The sequence below is a fragment of the Rhodospirillaceae bacterium genome (assembly GCA_028819475.1).
Taxonomy (GTDB): Bacteria; Pseudomonadota; Alphaproteobacteria; order Bin65; family Bin65; genus Bin65.
In genome coordinates this window covers 99,989-115,488 of sequence record JAPPLJ010000067.1, presented here as the reverse complement: position 1 = coordinate 115,488, position 15,500 = coordinate 99,989, and the positions used below count along the sequence as shown (strand labels likewise).

At 65.5% G+C, this 15,500-nt stretch carries 12 protein-coding genes; 9 read left to right on the top strand and 3 right to left on the bottom strand.

The window, feature by feature from the left end; genetic code table 11:
* Positions 1 to 127 precede the first annotated feature (127 nt).
* The 6 genes from OXM58_20575 (at position 128) to OXM58_20550 (ending at position 7,080) form a co-directional block, all read left to right on the top strand.
* A complete protein-coding gene (locus OXM58_20575) occupies positions 128 to 1,597 on the top strand; it encodes a glutamine synthetase (GenBank protein ID MDE0150760.1) in 1,470 nt (489 codons plus the stop codon).
* An 83-nt stretch (positions 1,598 to 1,680) separates the two neighbouring features.
* Positions 1,681 to 2,616 (top strand): glutamine amidotransferase, encoded by a 936-nt coding sequence (locus OXM58_20570; GenBank protein ID MDE0150759.1) that lies wholly within the window; start codon positions 1,681 to 1,683, stop codon positions 2,614 to 2,616.
* A complete protein-coding gene (locus OXM58_20565; GenBank protein MDE0150758.1) occupies positions 2,604 to 3,446 on the top strand; it encodes a GXGXG motif-containing protein in 843 nt (280 codons plus the stop codon). Before OXM58_20570 ends, OXM58_20565 begins: the two co-directional genes overlap by 13 nt.
* Before the next feature lie 47 nt (positions 3,447 to 3,493).
* A complete protein-coding gene (locus OXM58_20560; protein ID MDE0150757.1) occupies positions 3,494 to 4,870 on the top strand; it encodes an FMN-binding glutamate synthase family protein in 1,377 nt (458 codons plus the stop codon).
* Between the two features lie 16 nt (positions 4,871 to 4,886).
* Positions 4,887 to 5,297: a hypothetical protein gene (locus OXM58_20555; GenBank protein ID MDE0150756.1), complete on the top strand. Its 411-nt coding sequence runs from the start codon at positions 4,887 to 4,889 to the stop codon at positions 5,295 to 5,297.
* A gap of 106 nt (positions 5,298 to 5,403) precedes the next feature.
* Positions 5,404 to 7,080, top strand: coding sequence for a formate--tetrahydrofolate ligase (locus OXM58_20550; GenBank protein ID MDE0150755.1), 1,677 nt, complete (start codon positions 5,404 to 5,406; stop codon positions 7,078 to 7,080).
* A 186-nt stretch (positions 7,081 to 7,266) separates the two neighbouring features.
* Here the strand turns inward: OXM58_20550 and OXM58_20545 are convergent, their stop codons facing one another.
* Positions 7,267 to 8,259, bottom strand: a complete 993-nt coding sequence (locus tag OXM58_20545) for a LysR substrate-binding domain-containing protein (protein MDE0150754.1) — start codon at positions 8,257 to 8,259, stop codon at positions 7,267 to 7,269.
* An 819-nt stretch (positions 8,260 to 9,078) separates the two neighbouring features.
* Here OXM58_20545 and OXM58_20540 point away from each other — a divergent pair.
* Positions 9,079 to 9,630, top strand: coding sequence for a protein-tyrosine-phosphatase (locus tag OXM58_20540; GenBank protein ID MDE0150753.1), 552 nt, complete (start codon positions 9,079 to 9,081; stop codon positions 9,628 to 9,630).
* Positions 9,631 to 9,690: 60 nt separating this feature from the next.
* Here the strand turns inward: OXM58_20540 and glmS are convergent, their stop codons facing one another.
* Together glmS and glmU are read right to left on the bottom strand one after the other, a co-directional pair.
* Positions 9,691 to 11,514 carry a glutamine--fructose-6-phosphate transaminase (isomerizing) gene (glmS, locus tag OXM58_20535; GenBank protein ID MDE0150752.1) on the bottom strand — a complete coding sequence of 608 codons (1,824 nt, stop codon included), beginning with the start codon at positions 11,512 to 11,514 and terminating at the stop codon, positions 9,691 to 9,693.
* 14 nt (positions 11,515 to 11,528) lie between these two features.
* Positions 11,529 to 12,926: a bifunctional UDP-N-acetylglucosamine diphosphorylase/glucosamine-1-phosphate N-acetyltransferase GlmU gene (gene glmU / locus OXM58_20530; protein MDE0150751.1), complete on the bottom strand. Its 1,398-nt coding sequence runs from the start codon at positions 12,924 to 12,926 to the stop codon at positions 11,529 to 11,531.
* A gap of 259 nt (positions 12,927 to 13,185) precedes the next feature.
* On the opposite strand from glmU, the gene OXM58_20525 reads away from it, so the two are divergent.
* Together OXM58_20525 and lptG are read left to right on the top strand one after the other, a co-directional pair.
* Positions 13,186 to 14,334, top strand: coding sequence for an LptF/LptG family permease (locus tag OXM58_20525; protein MDE0150750.1), 1,149 nt, complete (start codon positions 13,186 to 13,188; stop codon positions 14,332 to 14,334).
* Positions 14,331 to 15,500: an LPS export ABC transporter permease LptG gene (lptG, locus tag OXM58_20520; GenBank protein MDE0150749.1), complete on the top strand. Its 1,170-nt coding sequence runs from the start codon at positions 14,331 to 14,333 to the stop codon at positions 15,498 to 15,500. The genes OXM58_20525 and lptG overlap by 4 nt, the downstream gene beginning before the upstream one ends.

The window sequence follows — 15,500 nt, the reverse complement described above, 5'->3', positions numbered from 1 at the left end:
TTTCACCGCTGGATATCGAGCGCGGGATCGGTCGGTCCGGTTCAGTTTAATGGTTCGTATTGGTCACGTCAATTGCCAGGACGGCGTGACGGGGCGCAGCAATGGCGCTGCGGAAGGGGATGGCGACATGATGGATATCGAAGCCTTTGTGCAAGAGGACGGCCGCGACGAGCTGGTCAAACAGGTGCGCAGCAAGATCGACGAGCTGGGAATCCAGTATCTCTACATGCAGTTCGTGTCGATCACCGGCCGGATCTGCGGCAAGGGCATCCCGGCGGATCATTGGGAACTGGTCGCCGAACGCGGCTTCCAGCTGGTCTACGGCGCGACCGTCAACCTGTTCCTGAACCGGCACGGCGAATATCTCGGCTACGGGCCGCACGAGAAGGAACTGGTCGGCATTCCGGAGCCGGAAACCTTCTGCCAGCTGCCCTGGGACAAGCGCGTCGCCCGGGTCTGGTGCACCCTGTTCCGCAACCGCGAGGAGCGCGAGCAGCCGGGCGCGTTCCTGACGTCCGACTGCCGCGGCAACCTGCGCCGCATCCACGAGCAGTTCCGGAAGGATCACGACGGCCTGCACCTGCGCCACGGCACCGAGCCGGAAATGATGTGGTTGAAGCGGGGCGAGGACGGCAAGCCCGACGGCGGCTTCTCCAACCCCTATTGCTACCACATCGACCAGTTCGAGAGCCTGCGCCCGGTCTTCCTGCGGGTGATCGAATATTCCCGCGCCATGGGGCTGGACATGATCCAGGGCGATCACGAGGACGCGCCGGGCCAGCTCGAACTGAACTTCACCTTCGACGATGCGCTCAGGACCGCCGACCGGCTGACGACCTATCGCCAGATCTGCGCCCAGGTCGCCCGGGAGAACAACCTGATCGCCTGCTTCATGTCGAAACCCTTCATGGGCGTGTCGGCCTCGGGCTGCCACCACAACATCTCGCTGTGGCGCGGCGGCCAGGAGGAGTTCAACCGGCTCGGCAACGATCCGCTGCCCGGCATGGAAGGCAACTACATGTATCTGAAGGGCGGCGAAAACACCTTCATGCCGGATACCGACGATCCGCAGCTGCCCGGCAAGGTCGGCCTGCAGGTGGTCGGCGGGATCGTCAAGCATCTCGGCGCATTGACCGCCATCGGCGCGTCGACGGTGAATTCCTACCGCCGGCTGTGGGACACCGGCTTCTGGGCGCCGGTTTTCGCCGACTGGGGTTACCAGAACCGCACGACCGGCCTGCGCATTTCCGCGCCGGGCCGCTTCGAGTACCGCTCGGTGGATTCGATGGTGAACCCGCACCTGATGGCCGGCGCCATCCTCAAGGCGGCCGACGATGGCATCCGCAACGACATCGATCCGGGCCCGCCGGAAGACCGCAACATCTACGAGGCGATGGAAGCCGGCAAGCTGGTCAAGAAGCTGCCGATGACCCTCGGCGATTCGCTCGACGCGCTCGCCAACGACGAGGTCATCAAATCCTCGATGCCCGGCGAGATGTACCGCCTGTACGAGGAATACAAGCGGGACGAGTGGGAGCGGTTCCTGCACACCACCACCGAGTGGGACATGGAAACCTATCTGGATTGCCTGCCCTAGGCAGCGTCCGGCGGGAGGCCGCGGTTTCCCGCACAGGACAATTCGAATACTGACAGGCCGAATACTGACAGGAGAAAGATGCCATGTGTGGCATTGCCGGACTGATCTACCGCGACGGCGCCCGCAACATCGGCGCGGAAATGACCGCCATGCTGCAGGCGCTGAAGCACCGCGGCCCGGATTCGACCGGATTCGCCATGTATGGCGCGCCCGGCCCGAGCGAATACATCATGCGCTTCAAGGTCGCCGAAAAGGAGGACCTCGGCGGCGGGACGAAAATCCACCGGGCGATCGTGGAGCGCAAGGCGGCGGTCGATGCGGTGCTCAAGGATCTGGGCGTCAGCGTCCTGGAACTGGACGAGCCGACGGAATATTCCCTGCGCTACCGGATTTCCTATGGCGGGGACCTGAAAACCCTCGCCGACCACATCGAGGAGGTCGAGGGTGCGGAAATCCTGTCGATCGGCAACGCGCTGGAGCTGATCAAGGATCTGGGCGATGCCGCCGACGTGTCCGGCGCCTACAGCCTGGGCGGATTCACGGGCACCCACGGCATCGGCCACACGCGCATGGCGACGGAATCCGATGTCGATATCCGCTCGGCCCATCCCTACTGGGCCTATCCGTACAACGACATCGCCGTCGTCCATAACGGCCAGATCACCAACTACTGGCTGATGCGCCGGCAACTGGAGCGCGAAGGGCAGCGTTTCGTCAGCGACTGCGATTCGGAACTGCTCGCGGTCTATACGGCGGTCAATCTCGAAAAGGGCGTGACGCTGGAAGAGTCCCTGCGCAGATCGATCGACGAGATCGACGGCGTATTCACCTACCTGATCACGACCGGCAGCGAGCTGGGCATGGCCAAGGACACGATGGCCGCCAAGCCGATGGTCCTCTACGAGGCGGACGACCTTGTTGCCCTGGCGTCGGAAGAGGTCGCGATCCGGGCGATCATCCCCCACGAGATCGATACGACCGATCCCTACGACGAGGAGGTCCGGGTATGGCAGGCGTAGGCGAGTCCGTCTCGACCCAGATGGGCATGCATACCGAGCCCCTGACGGGCCGGGACATCAAGACCAAGTTCACGCTCGAGAACGAAGGCGGTTTCGGTTACGACTTTGCCCGGGATGTCGATTTCAACCGGCGCGCCGAGATCGATTGCGCCGATCTGGAACCGACGGCGATCAACAGCAAGATCCGCGAACTGATGGATTCCGGCCACGGCAGCATCGTGGTGCGGAATCCGGGCGCCAGGCACTCGCTGATCGTCGGCATCCTGAACCGCATGAACATCATCGTCGACGGCAGCCTGGGCTATTTCGGCTGCGGCCTGCTCGACGGCCCGACGGTGCGGATTTCAGGCCGCGTCGGCTGGTCGTTCGGCGAGAACATGATGGCCGGCGTCTGCGTGGTCGAAAAGAATGCCGGCTCGACCTTCGGCGCCGCACTGCGCGGCGGCGACCTGGTGTGCAAGGGCTCGGTCGGCTCGCGCACCGGGATCGACCAGAAGGGCGGCACCATCCTGGTCGGCGGCGACACCGGCGCCTTTTCCGGCTTCATGATGCAGCGCGGCCGCATGGTCGTGTGCGGCAACGCGGGCAAGAATCTCGGCGATTCCATGTATGACGGCACGATCTTCATCGGCGGCGAGATCCAGGACCTCGGCGTCGACGCGGTCCCGGCGGAGTTGACCGATCTCGACAGCGCCTGGCTGACCCGCAAGCTGGCCATGTACGAGATGCTGCCGGAGCAGGGCGTCGACCATTTCACCAAGATCGTCGCCGGCAAGCAGCTGTGGAGCTACGACAATCTCGAACCGACGGAGAAGAAGCTGGTCCTCTAGGCCGGTTCGGCTTCTGCGCCGCCGTCGCACCGAAGAAAGACACCGACATGCTGGACGATCCGATCCCGGGTGGCGAGGGCCACTCCAAGCTGGAAGTCGAGGAAAAATACATCCTCGGCAGGAGCCAGATCTTCACACCCGAAGTCATCAACGACATCCATGTGAAGTCGGAACTCGGCCGCTACCGGATGCGCGGCTTTTCGATCTTCAAGAAAATTCCGCACTGGGACGACCTGACCTTCCTGCCCGGCACGCTGACCCGCTTCGTGATCGAGGGCTATCGCGAGAAATGCCTGACCAAAACGGTCATCGGGCCGCGCGCCAAGCGGCCGCTTGAGCTGGAGATTCCGGTCTACATCACCGGCATGAGTTTCGGCGCCCTGTCGTTCGAAGCCAAGACGGCGCTCGCCCGCGGCGCGACGATGGCCGGCACGGCAACCTGCTCCGGCGAAGGCGGCATGATCCCGGACGAGCGGCGCTATTCGTCCAAGTGGTTCTACCAGTGCATCCAGTCGCGCTACGGCTTCAATCCGCACCATCTGCTGCTCGCCGACGGCTGCGAATTCTTCATCGGCCAGGGCTGCAAGGTCGGCCTCGGCGGTCACCTGATGGGCCAGAAGGTGACCGACCAGGTCGCGGAGATGCGCTCGCTGCCGGCCGGCATCGACCAGCGCTCGCCGGCGCGCCATCCTGACTGGCTGGGGCCCGACGACCTGGCGCTCAAGATTCTCGAAATCCGCGAGGCAACCGACGGGCAGATCCCGATCCAGCTCAAGCTGGGCGCCGCGCGTGTCTACGACGACGTCCGCATGGCGGTGAAGTGTGATCCGGATTCGATCTATATCGACGGCATGGAAGGCGGCACCGGCGCCGGCCCGCACCTGGCGACCGAAGAGACCGGCGTACCCGGCATGGCCGCGATCCGCCAGGCCCGCCGCGCCATCGACGATCTCGGCAAGCGGGGCGAGATCTCGCTGGTCTACGCCGGCGGCATCCGCAACGGCGGCGACGTCGCCAAGGCGCTGGCGCTGGGCGCCGACGCCATCGCGATCGGCCACTCGGCGATGATGGCGCTCAACTGCAACAAGGACATCCCGGAAGCCGATTTCCCTTCGGAAATGGGGGTGCAGGCCGGCGCCTGCTATCACTGCCACACCGGCCGCTGCCCGGTCGGCGTCGCGACCCAGGACCCGCTGCTGCGCAAGCGCCTGAACCCGGACGAGGCCGCCGAGCGCGTCTACAATTTCCTGCACACGCTGACCATGGAAGCGCAGATGATGGCGCGCGCCTGCGGCAAGACCAACATCCACAGCCTCGAGCCGGAAGACCTGGCCGCGCTGACCATGGAAGCCTCTGCGATTGCGCAGGTTCCGCTGGCCGGCACCGACTTCACGGTCGGCGTCGACGATTATCACCACATCTAGAGGAGAGGGCGCGGCAATGGCCGGAACCGGATACAAGGGCTCCCGGATCGACGATGTCGACCATTTCCTGAAAGGCGGCGGCCTCGATTCGGAGCGCGAACAGACCATCGGGCAGCACATCGGCTATCGCTACGATGTCAACCTGCTGCCCGACTACGAACGGCTGACCCCGTTCCTGAAGGACTATCTCGAATTCATGGGCTGGGACGACCTGAACTGGCTCGAAGACGTCCATATGGGCTATGACGACGGCCAGGCCGCGGTGTTCGACCGCAACATCAACGGCTGGGTCGCGATCCCCGAGGACATGGACCTGCCGGACAACCAGCAGGACCGGGACATGATCGCCCGCGAAATGCTGATCAAGTTCCAGATGTCGCCCGACCACCCGCTGGTGGACCTGTACAAGGCCTACCGGAAGTTCTGACGCTTCCGCCGTTCCTCCGACTGCCGCCCGGCGCCGGCCGGCCTGTCCGGATTACCGGCCGGCGGCGGTTTCCATTCAGTGTGCCCCCGATCCTGAGAGTCCCGCCATGGCCGTAAAATCCGACATCGAGATCGCCCGCGAAGCCTCCCTGCAGCCGATAACCGCGATCGGCGAAAAGCTCGACATCCCGGCGGAAAGCCTGCTGCAATACGGGCCGCACAAGGCGAAGCTGTCCTACGATTTCATCCGCTCGCTCAAGGACCGGCCGGACGGCAAGCTGATCCTGGTCACCGCGATCACGCCGACCCCGGCCGGCGAAGGCAAGACGACGACGACGGTCGGCCTCGGCGACGGGCTGAACCGGATCGGCAAGCGCGCCACCGTCTGCCTGCGCGAGCCCTCCCTCGGCCCCTGCTTCGGCATGAAGGGCGGCGCGGCCGGCGGCGGCTATGCCCAGGTTGTGCCGATGGAGGACATCAACCTCCACTTCACCGGCGATTTCCACGCCATCGGCATCGCCCACAACCTGCTGGCGGCGATGGTCGACAACCACATCTACTGGGGCAACAAGGCCGGGCTCGACACCCGCCGGATCGCCTTCCGCCGGGTCGTGGACATGAACGACCGGGCGTTGCGCCAGATCACCTCGTCGCTCGGCGGCGTCGCCAACGGCTTCGCCCGCGAGGACGGGTTCGACATCACCGTGGCGTCGGAGATCATGGCGATCTTCTGCCTGGCGACCGACCTGGACGACCTGGCGGAGCGGATCGGCAACATCGTCGTCGGCTACACGCGCAGCCGCGAGCCGGTGCGCGCGGCGGACATCAAGGCCGCGCCGGCGATGGCGGTGCTGCTCAAGGACGCGCTGATGCCGAACATCGTCCAGACTCTGGAGAACAATCCGGCCTTCATTCACGGCGGGCCGTTCGCCAACATCGCTCACGGCTGCAACTCGGTGACGGCGACGACGACGGCGCTCAAGCTGGCCGATTACATCGTGACCGAGGCCGGCTTCGGCGCCGACCTGGGCGCGGAGAAATTCTTCAACATCAAGTGCCGCAAGGCCGGGCTGGCGCCGGACGCCGTGGTCCTGGTCGCCACGGTCCGGGCGCTGAAAATGCACGGCGGCGTGGCGCGGGAGGACCTCGGCGCCGAGAATGTCGAGGCGGTTCGCGCCGGCTGCTCGAACCTGGCGCGGCATATCGAGAATATCAAGAAATTCGGCGTCCAGCCGGTCGTCGCCGTCAACCGGTTCGTTGCCGATACCGAAGCCGAGCTGGATGCCGTGCGCGAGACGGCCGGCGGTCTCGGGGCCGAGGCCATCGTCGCCTCCCACTGGGCGGATGGCGGCGCCGGCACCGAGGACCTGGCGCGGGCCGTCGTCGACATCTGCGACAGCGGCGCATCGGATTTCCGCCCGCTCTACGGCGACGACGTTTCCCTGTTCGGCAAGATCGAGACGGTGGCGAAGGAAATCTACCGTGCGGCCGAAGTCACGGCGGACGCCAGGGTGCGCAACCAGCTCAAGGACTGGGAAGAGGGCGGCTACGGCGATTTCCCGGTCTGCATGGCCAAGACGCAATACAGTTTCTCGACCGACCCGGCGCTCAAGGGCGCGCCGGAGGGTCACGCGGTCAACGTCCGCGAGGTCCGCCTGTCGGCCGGCGCCGGCTTTATCGTGGCGATCGCCGGCGACATCATGACGATGCCCGGCTTGCCCCGCGTCCCCGCCGCCGAAGCCATCCATCTGGACGGGGACGGCCTGGTGCAGGGGTTGTTCTAGCGGCGGCCTTGTCGGGCTTCGCCGCGTTTCATCGCAGTCCGGGAGCGCAGCGGCGCCAACCCGGAATTCCGGCTCCGGTCACGGCCGGCTTCGCCTTCCACGTCAGCGGGTGGGAGGGAACCCGGACGGGATTTGAGCGGGCCATGACCGGAGGCGGAATTCCGGGGAGGGCGAATCACGGTGGCGTCATGCCGCTTCGGCCAGGCTTTCCGGTTTCGCCAACCCTCGCGCAGGCGGGCTGCGGACCGCCGCCGCTGCTTCGGACACCAGGGCCTGCCCCGCCTCGGTGACCGCCTCCGCCAGACTCTCGATCCAGCGCTGGCCCTGGGCGGCGGTCCGGTGGACGAGAACGATACGGCGCGCCGGCTGGGGCGCTGCAAGACGCAGGAAGCAAAGATCCGGAGACGCCGCGCGCTCCGCGGCTGCCGCGGTCTCCGGCAGCAGGGTCAACCCGGCGCCCTGGGCGACGAGGCGCGAGAGCGTTGCCAGCGATCCGGCGCCGCGCCGGACTTCACGGATGCGCCACGTCAGGCAGGCCCCCATCGTCTGGGCGGCGAGGCAATCGCTGTCATCGAGCGTGAGCAACGGACCGACATCGGCCCGGGCCAGTTCGGCCGGCGAGACCGTGTCGTCTGCATTGCGGCGGATCGAGGCGAGCCGCTCGGCATGGCCGGCGAGCAGGAAGCGGTCTTCGAACAGGATGCGCTCGCAGAGTTCGAGCAAGCCCAGGGGGTGCGAAACGACGGCGGCATCGAGGCGGCCGGCGACCAGTTCGGCGGTCAGTGTCTCTCCGGAAGACTCCACGATATTGATGTCGACGCGCGGAGACGCCTCCCTGAGGCGCTCCATGACACCCGGCACCAGATAGGGGGCTAAGGTCGACAGGACGCCCACGGCGGCCCGCACCGGACCGTTCTCAAGGCGTGTTCCCAATGTCTCGAGCAGCGTCGTCTCGTCGAGGATCCGGATCGTTTGCTCGAAGGCGTCGCGGCCGAGCCGGGTCAGGACGACGCCCCGGCTCTCGCGCTCGACCACCAAACCGCCCAGGGTGGCTTCCAGCTCGCGGATCTGGATGGAAAGAGCGGGCTGCGAGATGTGGACCTTCTCGGCCGCGCGGGAAAAGGAACCGTGTTCGGCCAAAGCACGGAAATATCGCAATTGACGTAATGTAACAGGCATTTTCGACTACTCCTGGCGGGACCGCCGCATTTTCGAATGTCAATCATGCCGATTTTCTAAAATCTATCCAATTTTGTATTGCTATAGCAATAATAAGAAAATCTCATAAACGCAATTTTACTATCTGGTAAAATTTGGAACAATATAGGTTAAATTCTTCCGATTAAGGCATGTAAGTTTTCCGGGTACAAGATTTTTTATTTTCTTTCTCAACTCGATCACAGAAATTTATGGATGCCGGGAATGGCGCAATCTCGGCCTTTTCGAAGGCGCCGCTCAAAGAGGCCCAGCCGCTGAACAGCCTTGTGAAGCCTGAAGAACGGCCTCTTCCAGGATAATGCACATAACTTTGATGCACTGCGGGAATGTTTGCAAGCGGTAATTTTTTGTATCGTTGCCCGAATCGTTTCGAATTGGATTTATCGGGTGTTGGGGATTAATTTGGTTGTATTGTCAACGAATGCAAACGATCATGATGCCGAATTTACGATCCGGTAAAAATTACTGCGATCGCGAGAGCTTTCGGGAGCCCTTTCCTTTCGGACCTGAATTTCAGATTTTCTGCGGATTGTGCATCGTTCCCGTCGCGGCTATTTTATGCGCCTGAGGCGGTTCGCGATTCCGGCGCCGCTCACGGAAGCGGGCGCCGGCGCGTCCGCTGGCCGGCCCGCGGCGGCAAACCGGCACGTCCGGCGCGGGCCGCCTGTGTCGTCGCGGCGCGGCGAACAAGGTATGGAAACGGTTCGAAACCCGCTTTCGGCCGCCGGCAGGCGCCGGGCCGCCGGGTTTGCCTCGCTACAGGCGCCGGGAAAGACCGATATGCTGCCTTTCAAAGTGTCCGTCTGTGGCCTCGACGAGATCGAGCGGTTCGCCGGCGCCGGGGTGAGCCATGTGATTTCCCTGCTCGATCCGGGGTGGCCGGAGCCGGACGGATGGGCCGCGCTCGGCCCGGTGGAACATCACCGTTTCGACATGCACGACATCGTTTCTGACAGGCCGGGATGGCGGCCGCCGCACGCCGAAGACGTCGAGCGGCTTCTCCAGGTCGGCGACCTGCTGGCGCGCTCGGAGGTCGGCCATCTGCTGGTGCATTGCCATTTCGGCCGGTCGCGGTCGACCGCGGCGGCCCTCATTCTGAAGACCCAGCACCATCCCGGCCGCGAAACCGAGGCGGCGGAAGCCCTGCTGGCGGTGCGCAACCCGCTGTGGCCGAACAGCCGGATGGTCGCCTACGCCGATAAACTGCTGGACAGAGACGGCGCCCTGACCGCGGCGGCGCACAGCCTCTACGCGCGCGTCGCCCGCGAACACCCCCAGTTCGCCGACTTCATCCGGCGCACCGAGCGCGCGAGCGAGGTGCCCGACGGGTGAACCGGCCGGACCGGGCGCGTGCTGTGGATCGCGCCAGGCCGGCCAGTCGGGCAGGGGCCGCTATTCCACTGTCACGCTCTTCGCCAGATTGCGCGGCTGGTCGACGTCGGTGCGCCGGATAACGGCGGCGTGGTAGGCGAGAAGCTGGACCGGGATTGCGTAGAGGATCGGGGCGACGAAGGGGTCGACAAGCGGCAGTTCGACGGTCGCCATCGCCATTTCGCCCATCCGCTCGATACCCGGACGGTCGCTGAGAAAGATCACCTTGCCGCCCCGGGCGATCACCTCCTGGGTGTTGGAGGCGGTCTTGTCGAACAGCGCGTCCGAGGGCGCGACGACGATCACCGGCACGCTCTCGTCGATCAGCGCGATCGGCCCGTGCTTCATCTCGCCCGACGCATAGCCTTCGGCGTGGATATAGCTGATTTCCTTGAGCTTCAGCGCGCCTTCCAGGGCAATCGGATAGGCGGTGCCCCGGCCGAGATACAGCACGTCGCGCGCCGCTGCGACGGTGCGGGCGATGTCCCTGATCGACTCGTCGTGGGCCAGGACTTCGGCGGCGCGGGACGGCACCTCGGAAATGCTGCGCGACAGCGCCGCCTCGCGGGCATGGTCGATCGCCCCGCGGGCGACGGCCGCCGAGATCGCCAGGCAGGCGAGCGTCGTCAGTTGCGTCGTGAACGCCTTGGTCGAGGCGACGCCGATTTCCGGTCCTGCCTTGGTCGGCAGCACGACATCGGATTCCCGGGCGATCGAACTTTCCGGAACGTTGACAACCGAAACGATATGCTGGCCCTGCGCCCGGGCATAGCGCAGCGAGGCGAGGGTGTCGGCCGTCTCGCCCGACTGCGACACGACCAGCATCATGCCGCCCTCGGGCATGGGCGCCTCGCGGTAGCGCAGTTCCGAAGCCAGGTCGATCTCGACCGGAATGCGCGCCACCTGTTCAAGCCAGTACTTCGCGACCAGGCCGGCGTAGAAGGCCGTGCCGCAAGCGGCAACGGTAATCCGCGGCACCGTCGCGATATCGAACGGCAGGTCGGGCAGGTTGACGGTCTGCCCGGCCGGGTTGAAGAAGCTCTGCAGGGTATCGCCGATTGCCGTCGGCTGCTCGTAGATCTCCTTCAGCATGTAGTGGCGGAAACCGGCCTTGCCGGTCTGTGCGCCGGAGGCTGCGGTTTCGACGATCCGGCGTTCGGCCGGTTCGCCCGCAGCATCGTAGACGGTCGCGCCCTTCCGGGTCATGACGACCCAGTCGCCCTCTTCCAGGTAACCGATGCGCCGGGTCAGCGGGGCCAGCGCCAGGGCGTCGGAGCCGAGGAACATCTCGCCGTCGCCATAGCCGATCGCAAGCGGGCTGCCGCGGCGGGCGCCGACCATCAGCTCCTCTTCCCCGGCGAAGACGATGGCAAGGGCGAAGGCGCCGTGAAGCCGCTGCAGGGTCGCGCGGACCGCGTCGCGGAGCGGCATTTGCCGTTCCATGAATTCGGTCAGCAGTTCGGCGACGACTTCGGTATCCGTGTCGCTCGCGAAGCTGCGCCCGCGGTCGCGCAGTTCGTCCTTCAACTCCCGATAGTTCTCGATGATTCCGTTATGGACGAGCGCGACCCTGTCCGTGATGTGCGGGTGGGCGTTGATCTCGTTGGGGATGCCGTGGGTTGCCCAGCGGGTATGGCCGATGCCGATCGTTCCGCCGATCGGACGGTCCCGGAGCTTGGCTTCGAGCCGCCCGATTCTGCCTTCCGCCCGCCGGCGCCGGATCAGGCCGTTCTCGACAGTGGCGACGCCGGCGCTGTCGTAGCCGCGATATTCCAGCCGCTTGAGGCCGTCGACCAGCAGCGGAACGCACGGCTCCCTGCCGACGATGCCGATAATGCCGCACACGCGCCGCCGGCCCCCTACTTCTTCCCGCCCCGGCTTTCCCGGGCGCCCGCGGCCTTGCGCCGGCGAATTTTCTCGGCGGCGCGGGGCACGACCGTGAGCTCGGCCCGGGTCAGCGCCAGTGCGTCGGCCTCGACGTCCCGGTCGATCGTGCTGCCGGCGCCGACGATGGCGCGTTCGCCGATGGTGACCGGGGCCACCAGGGCGCTGTTCGATCCGATAAACGCGCCGTCGCCAATCACCGTTCGGGCTTTCCGGAATCCGTCGTAGTTGCAGGTGATCGTGCCGGCGCCGATATTCGCTCCGGCGCCGATCTCCGCGTCGCCGATATAGGCCAGATGGTTCGCCCTGGCGCCCGGTTTCAGCACCGCGTTCTTGACTTCGACGAAATTTCCGACCCTCGCCCCTTCCCGCACCTCGGCGCCCGGCCGCAACCGGGCAAACGGGCCGACCGTGGCGCCGCGGTCCAGCGTCGCCCCCTCGATGTGGCAGAAGCCCCTGATCTCGACATCGTCGCCGACGACGACCCCCGGACCGAACACAACCTGCGGGCCGATCGTCACGTCCCGGCCAAGCACGGTATCGTAGCTGAACCAGACCGAGTCCGGATCGGTCAGCGTGGCGCCGCCCGCCATCGCCGCGCGGCGCATCCGCTGCTGGAATATCCGCTCGGCCGCGGCCAGTTCCTCCCGGCTGTTGATGCCGAGCAACTCGTCGGCCCCGGCCTCGATAACGCTGCTTGTCCGGCCGTGTCGCCGTGCAATGCCGACGATATCGGTCAGGTAATACTCGCCCTTGGCGTTGTCGTTGTGCACGGCGTCGACAAGGTCGAACAGGATCGCGCCGTCGACCGCCATGACGCCGGAATTGCACAGGCCGATTTCGCGTTGTTCGACCGTGGCGTCCCGGGCCTCGACGATGGCTTCAAGCATCCCGTCGCCGTCCTGCACGAGCCGGCCGTAGCCGCCGGGTTCCTCTGGCCGGAAGCCCAGGACGACGACGGCATGTCCGCCCGCGCGTCGTCGGGCGATCATGGCTTCCAGGGTTTGCGGAAGGATCAGCGGCGTGTCGCCAAAGAGGATGAGGACGGTATCCGCGTCCCGGCCGATCGAGCCGCGCGCCGGCTTGACGGCATCCGCCGTTCCGCACGGTTCGGCCTGGACGGCCGTCGGGACGGGCGCGACCGCTTCGGCGACGTCCGCCATGCCGGGGCCGACGACAACGATGCAGGTCCCGGCGCCGGCCGCCAGCGCCGCATTCAGAGGGTAGAGCACCATCGGACGGTTGCCGATCGGGTGCAGAACCTTCGGCAATCGCGAATTCATGCGAACGCCCTTGCCCGCGCCCAGGATGAGAGCGGAAATTCGGGACTTCGCGGCGGAATCTCCGCCAAATGCGAAGGGCTCTTGCGGCATGGCCCGGTCTGGTCCTTCCGACCGGCAGGTTCAATCCGGGCGGCGCTCGGGACAATGCCGGCTGCCGGCCCGTTTCCGGTCCGGCGCGACTGTGCCACAAGCCGCGGCGCCCCACCAAGTCACGTATTGTTACGGTTTGCGACGTTGCCTTGGCCGGCTCCGAAGCGCCCGCAAAGCTACGCGGACGCCCGGCTCAAGCGGCTTCGCCGCAGATTGCAGGAGTGGCCCGCAGGCGCCTGTTGGGCGTATAATCCTGCGCATGACGAGAGTGCAGTTCTACATCATGCGGCAGATTGCGGTTGCAACCCTGTACATCGCCGTCACGCTGACGGTCGTCGTCTGGCTGACCCAATCGACCCGCTTTTTCAAGCTTATCCTGAACCGGGGGCTGTCGCTCGACGTCTTCCTCGAGCTGACCGCGCTGCTGGTGCCGTCGTTCCTGCTCATCACGCTGCCGATCGCGCTGTTCCTGGCAACCGTCTTCGTGTTGACCAAGATGCTGAACGACCGCGAACTGGTGGTCATGCGCTCGGCCGGCTTGAGCGATCTGGACCTGGCGATGCCGGTCGTGGCGCTCGGCTTCGCGGGCGTGACGGTCTGCTATTTCATCAGCCTCTATCTCCTGCCGGCCTCGTTCCAGCAGTTCCGGAATTTGCAGGACGACGTCCGCAACAATTTCTCGGTCAGGCTGATCCAGGAGGGCGCCTTCACCAATTTCGGCGAAAAGCTGACCATCTATGTCCGCGAGCGGGTCGGCGATGAGGTGCGCGGCATCCTGGTCCAGGACAACCGCGACACGTCGCGGACCGTCACCATGATGGCGGAGCGCGGCACCGTGACTTTTTCGGAGACGGGTCCGCGCGTTCTGATGGGCCGGGGTAACCGGCAGGAACGCGACCGCGCGACCGGCAGGATCGCCACCTTGTATTTTGAGCGCTACAGCTTCGATTTCGCGCTCGGCAAGCCGCAGAAACGCGTCTACATCAAACCCAACGAACGCTTCCTCGGCGAACTGCTCCGGCCGGGCGACAACCCCGGCGACCGGCGAAACCGCAGCAAGCTGATCGCCGAAGGGCATAACCGGCTGATTGCTCCACTCTATGCGCTGACGCTGCCGGTTCTCGCGCTGGTCATCATGCTGGCCGGGCAATTCAACAAACGGGGGCAGGCAGTGCGGATTGCATTCGTGCTCACCGCCGCGGGGCTGTGCGAGGGCGCCGCCATCGGCCTGTCCAATGCCGCCGCCAAGCAGAATGCGCTGATCCCGCTGGCCTATGCGAACGCCGTCCTGCCGGCGGTCGGCGGCATGGTCCTGCTCGTTCGGACGGACTGGCTGTCCGCTGTCGCCGGTTTCATCGAACGGCAGGTGACCGGCGGCGCCGGCGAGAAAGGGCCCGCCGGCGCATGACGCGGACCGGCGCTCCCGTTGCAGACAGCCCGCACGGCGCGCCGCCGCTGCGCCCCGTCCGGCCGACCCGGCTTTCGCTCGGCGTTTCGATCTATCTGGCCCGGCAGTTTCTGGGCGCGTTCCTGCTCGTCTTTATTCTCTTTGTCGCCGTCATTCTGATCGTGGACCTGATCGAACTGCTTCGCCGGGCCTCCGGCAAGGAGAGCGCGACCTTCGGCGTCGTCCTCAACATGGCATTCTACAAGCTGCCGCAGACGGTCCAGAAAACGATGCCGTTCGCAATCCTGTTCGGCGGCATGCTCGGTTTCTGGAGACTGAACCGGACCAGCGAACTGATTGCGCTGAGGGCGTCCGGCGTTTCGGTCTGGCATTTCGTGCTGCCGGTCGTCTTCGCCGCTGCGGTGCTGGGCGTCGTAAAGATCAGCCTGATCAACCCGATGGGCACCATCCTGATCGGCCGTTACGAGCAGCTTGAGAACCGGCACCTGAAAGGGCGGTCGCCGCTGATGGCGGCTACCCATTCGGGCGTCTGGCTGCGCCAGCCGGTGGACGACGGGCAGGCCGTCATCCATGCCAAGAGTTCGTCGGTGGAACGGGAAACGCTCACCCTGAAGGACGTGATGGTCTTGCTGTACGGTCGGAACGATCGCTTCGACGGCCGCATCGATGCGGCGACAGCGGTGCTGCAGGACCGGGCATGGCGGATGGAGAATGCTTGGGTTTCCGTGCGCGGAGAGCCGCCGGGGCGCAAGGCCGTTCACGCGATTCCGACGACGCTCACCCTGGCGTCGATTCAGGAGAGTTTTTCTTCGCCCTCTTCGGTTTCCTTCTGGGATCTCCCCCGCTTTATCGGTTCGCTCGAAGCTCTGGGATTCTCCGCCCAGAGGCACCGGCTGCACTGGCATTCGCTGCTCGCGGAGCCGATGCTCTACTGCGCGATGATTCTGATCGCAGCGGTGTCGTCGTTGCGGCACAACCGGCGGACAGGGGTCCTGCTCGCCGTCGCCGGGGGAATCGGCGCCGGAATTGTGCTGTTTTTCGTCTCCGACCTCGTCATCGCCCTGGCGCATTCGACCGGCGTGCCGCCCGTGCTCGCGGCGTGGGCGCCGGCCCTGGCAACGGCATTTCTCGGCATAACCGCATTACTCCATCTGGAAGATGGCTAG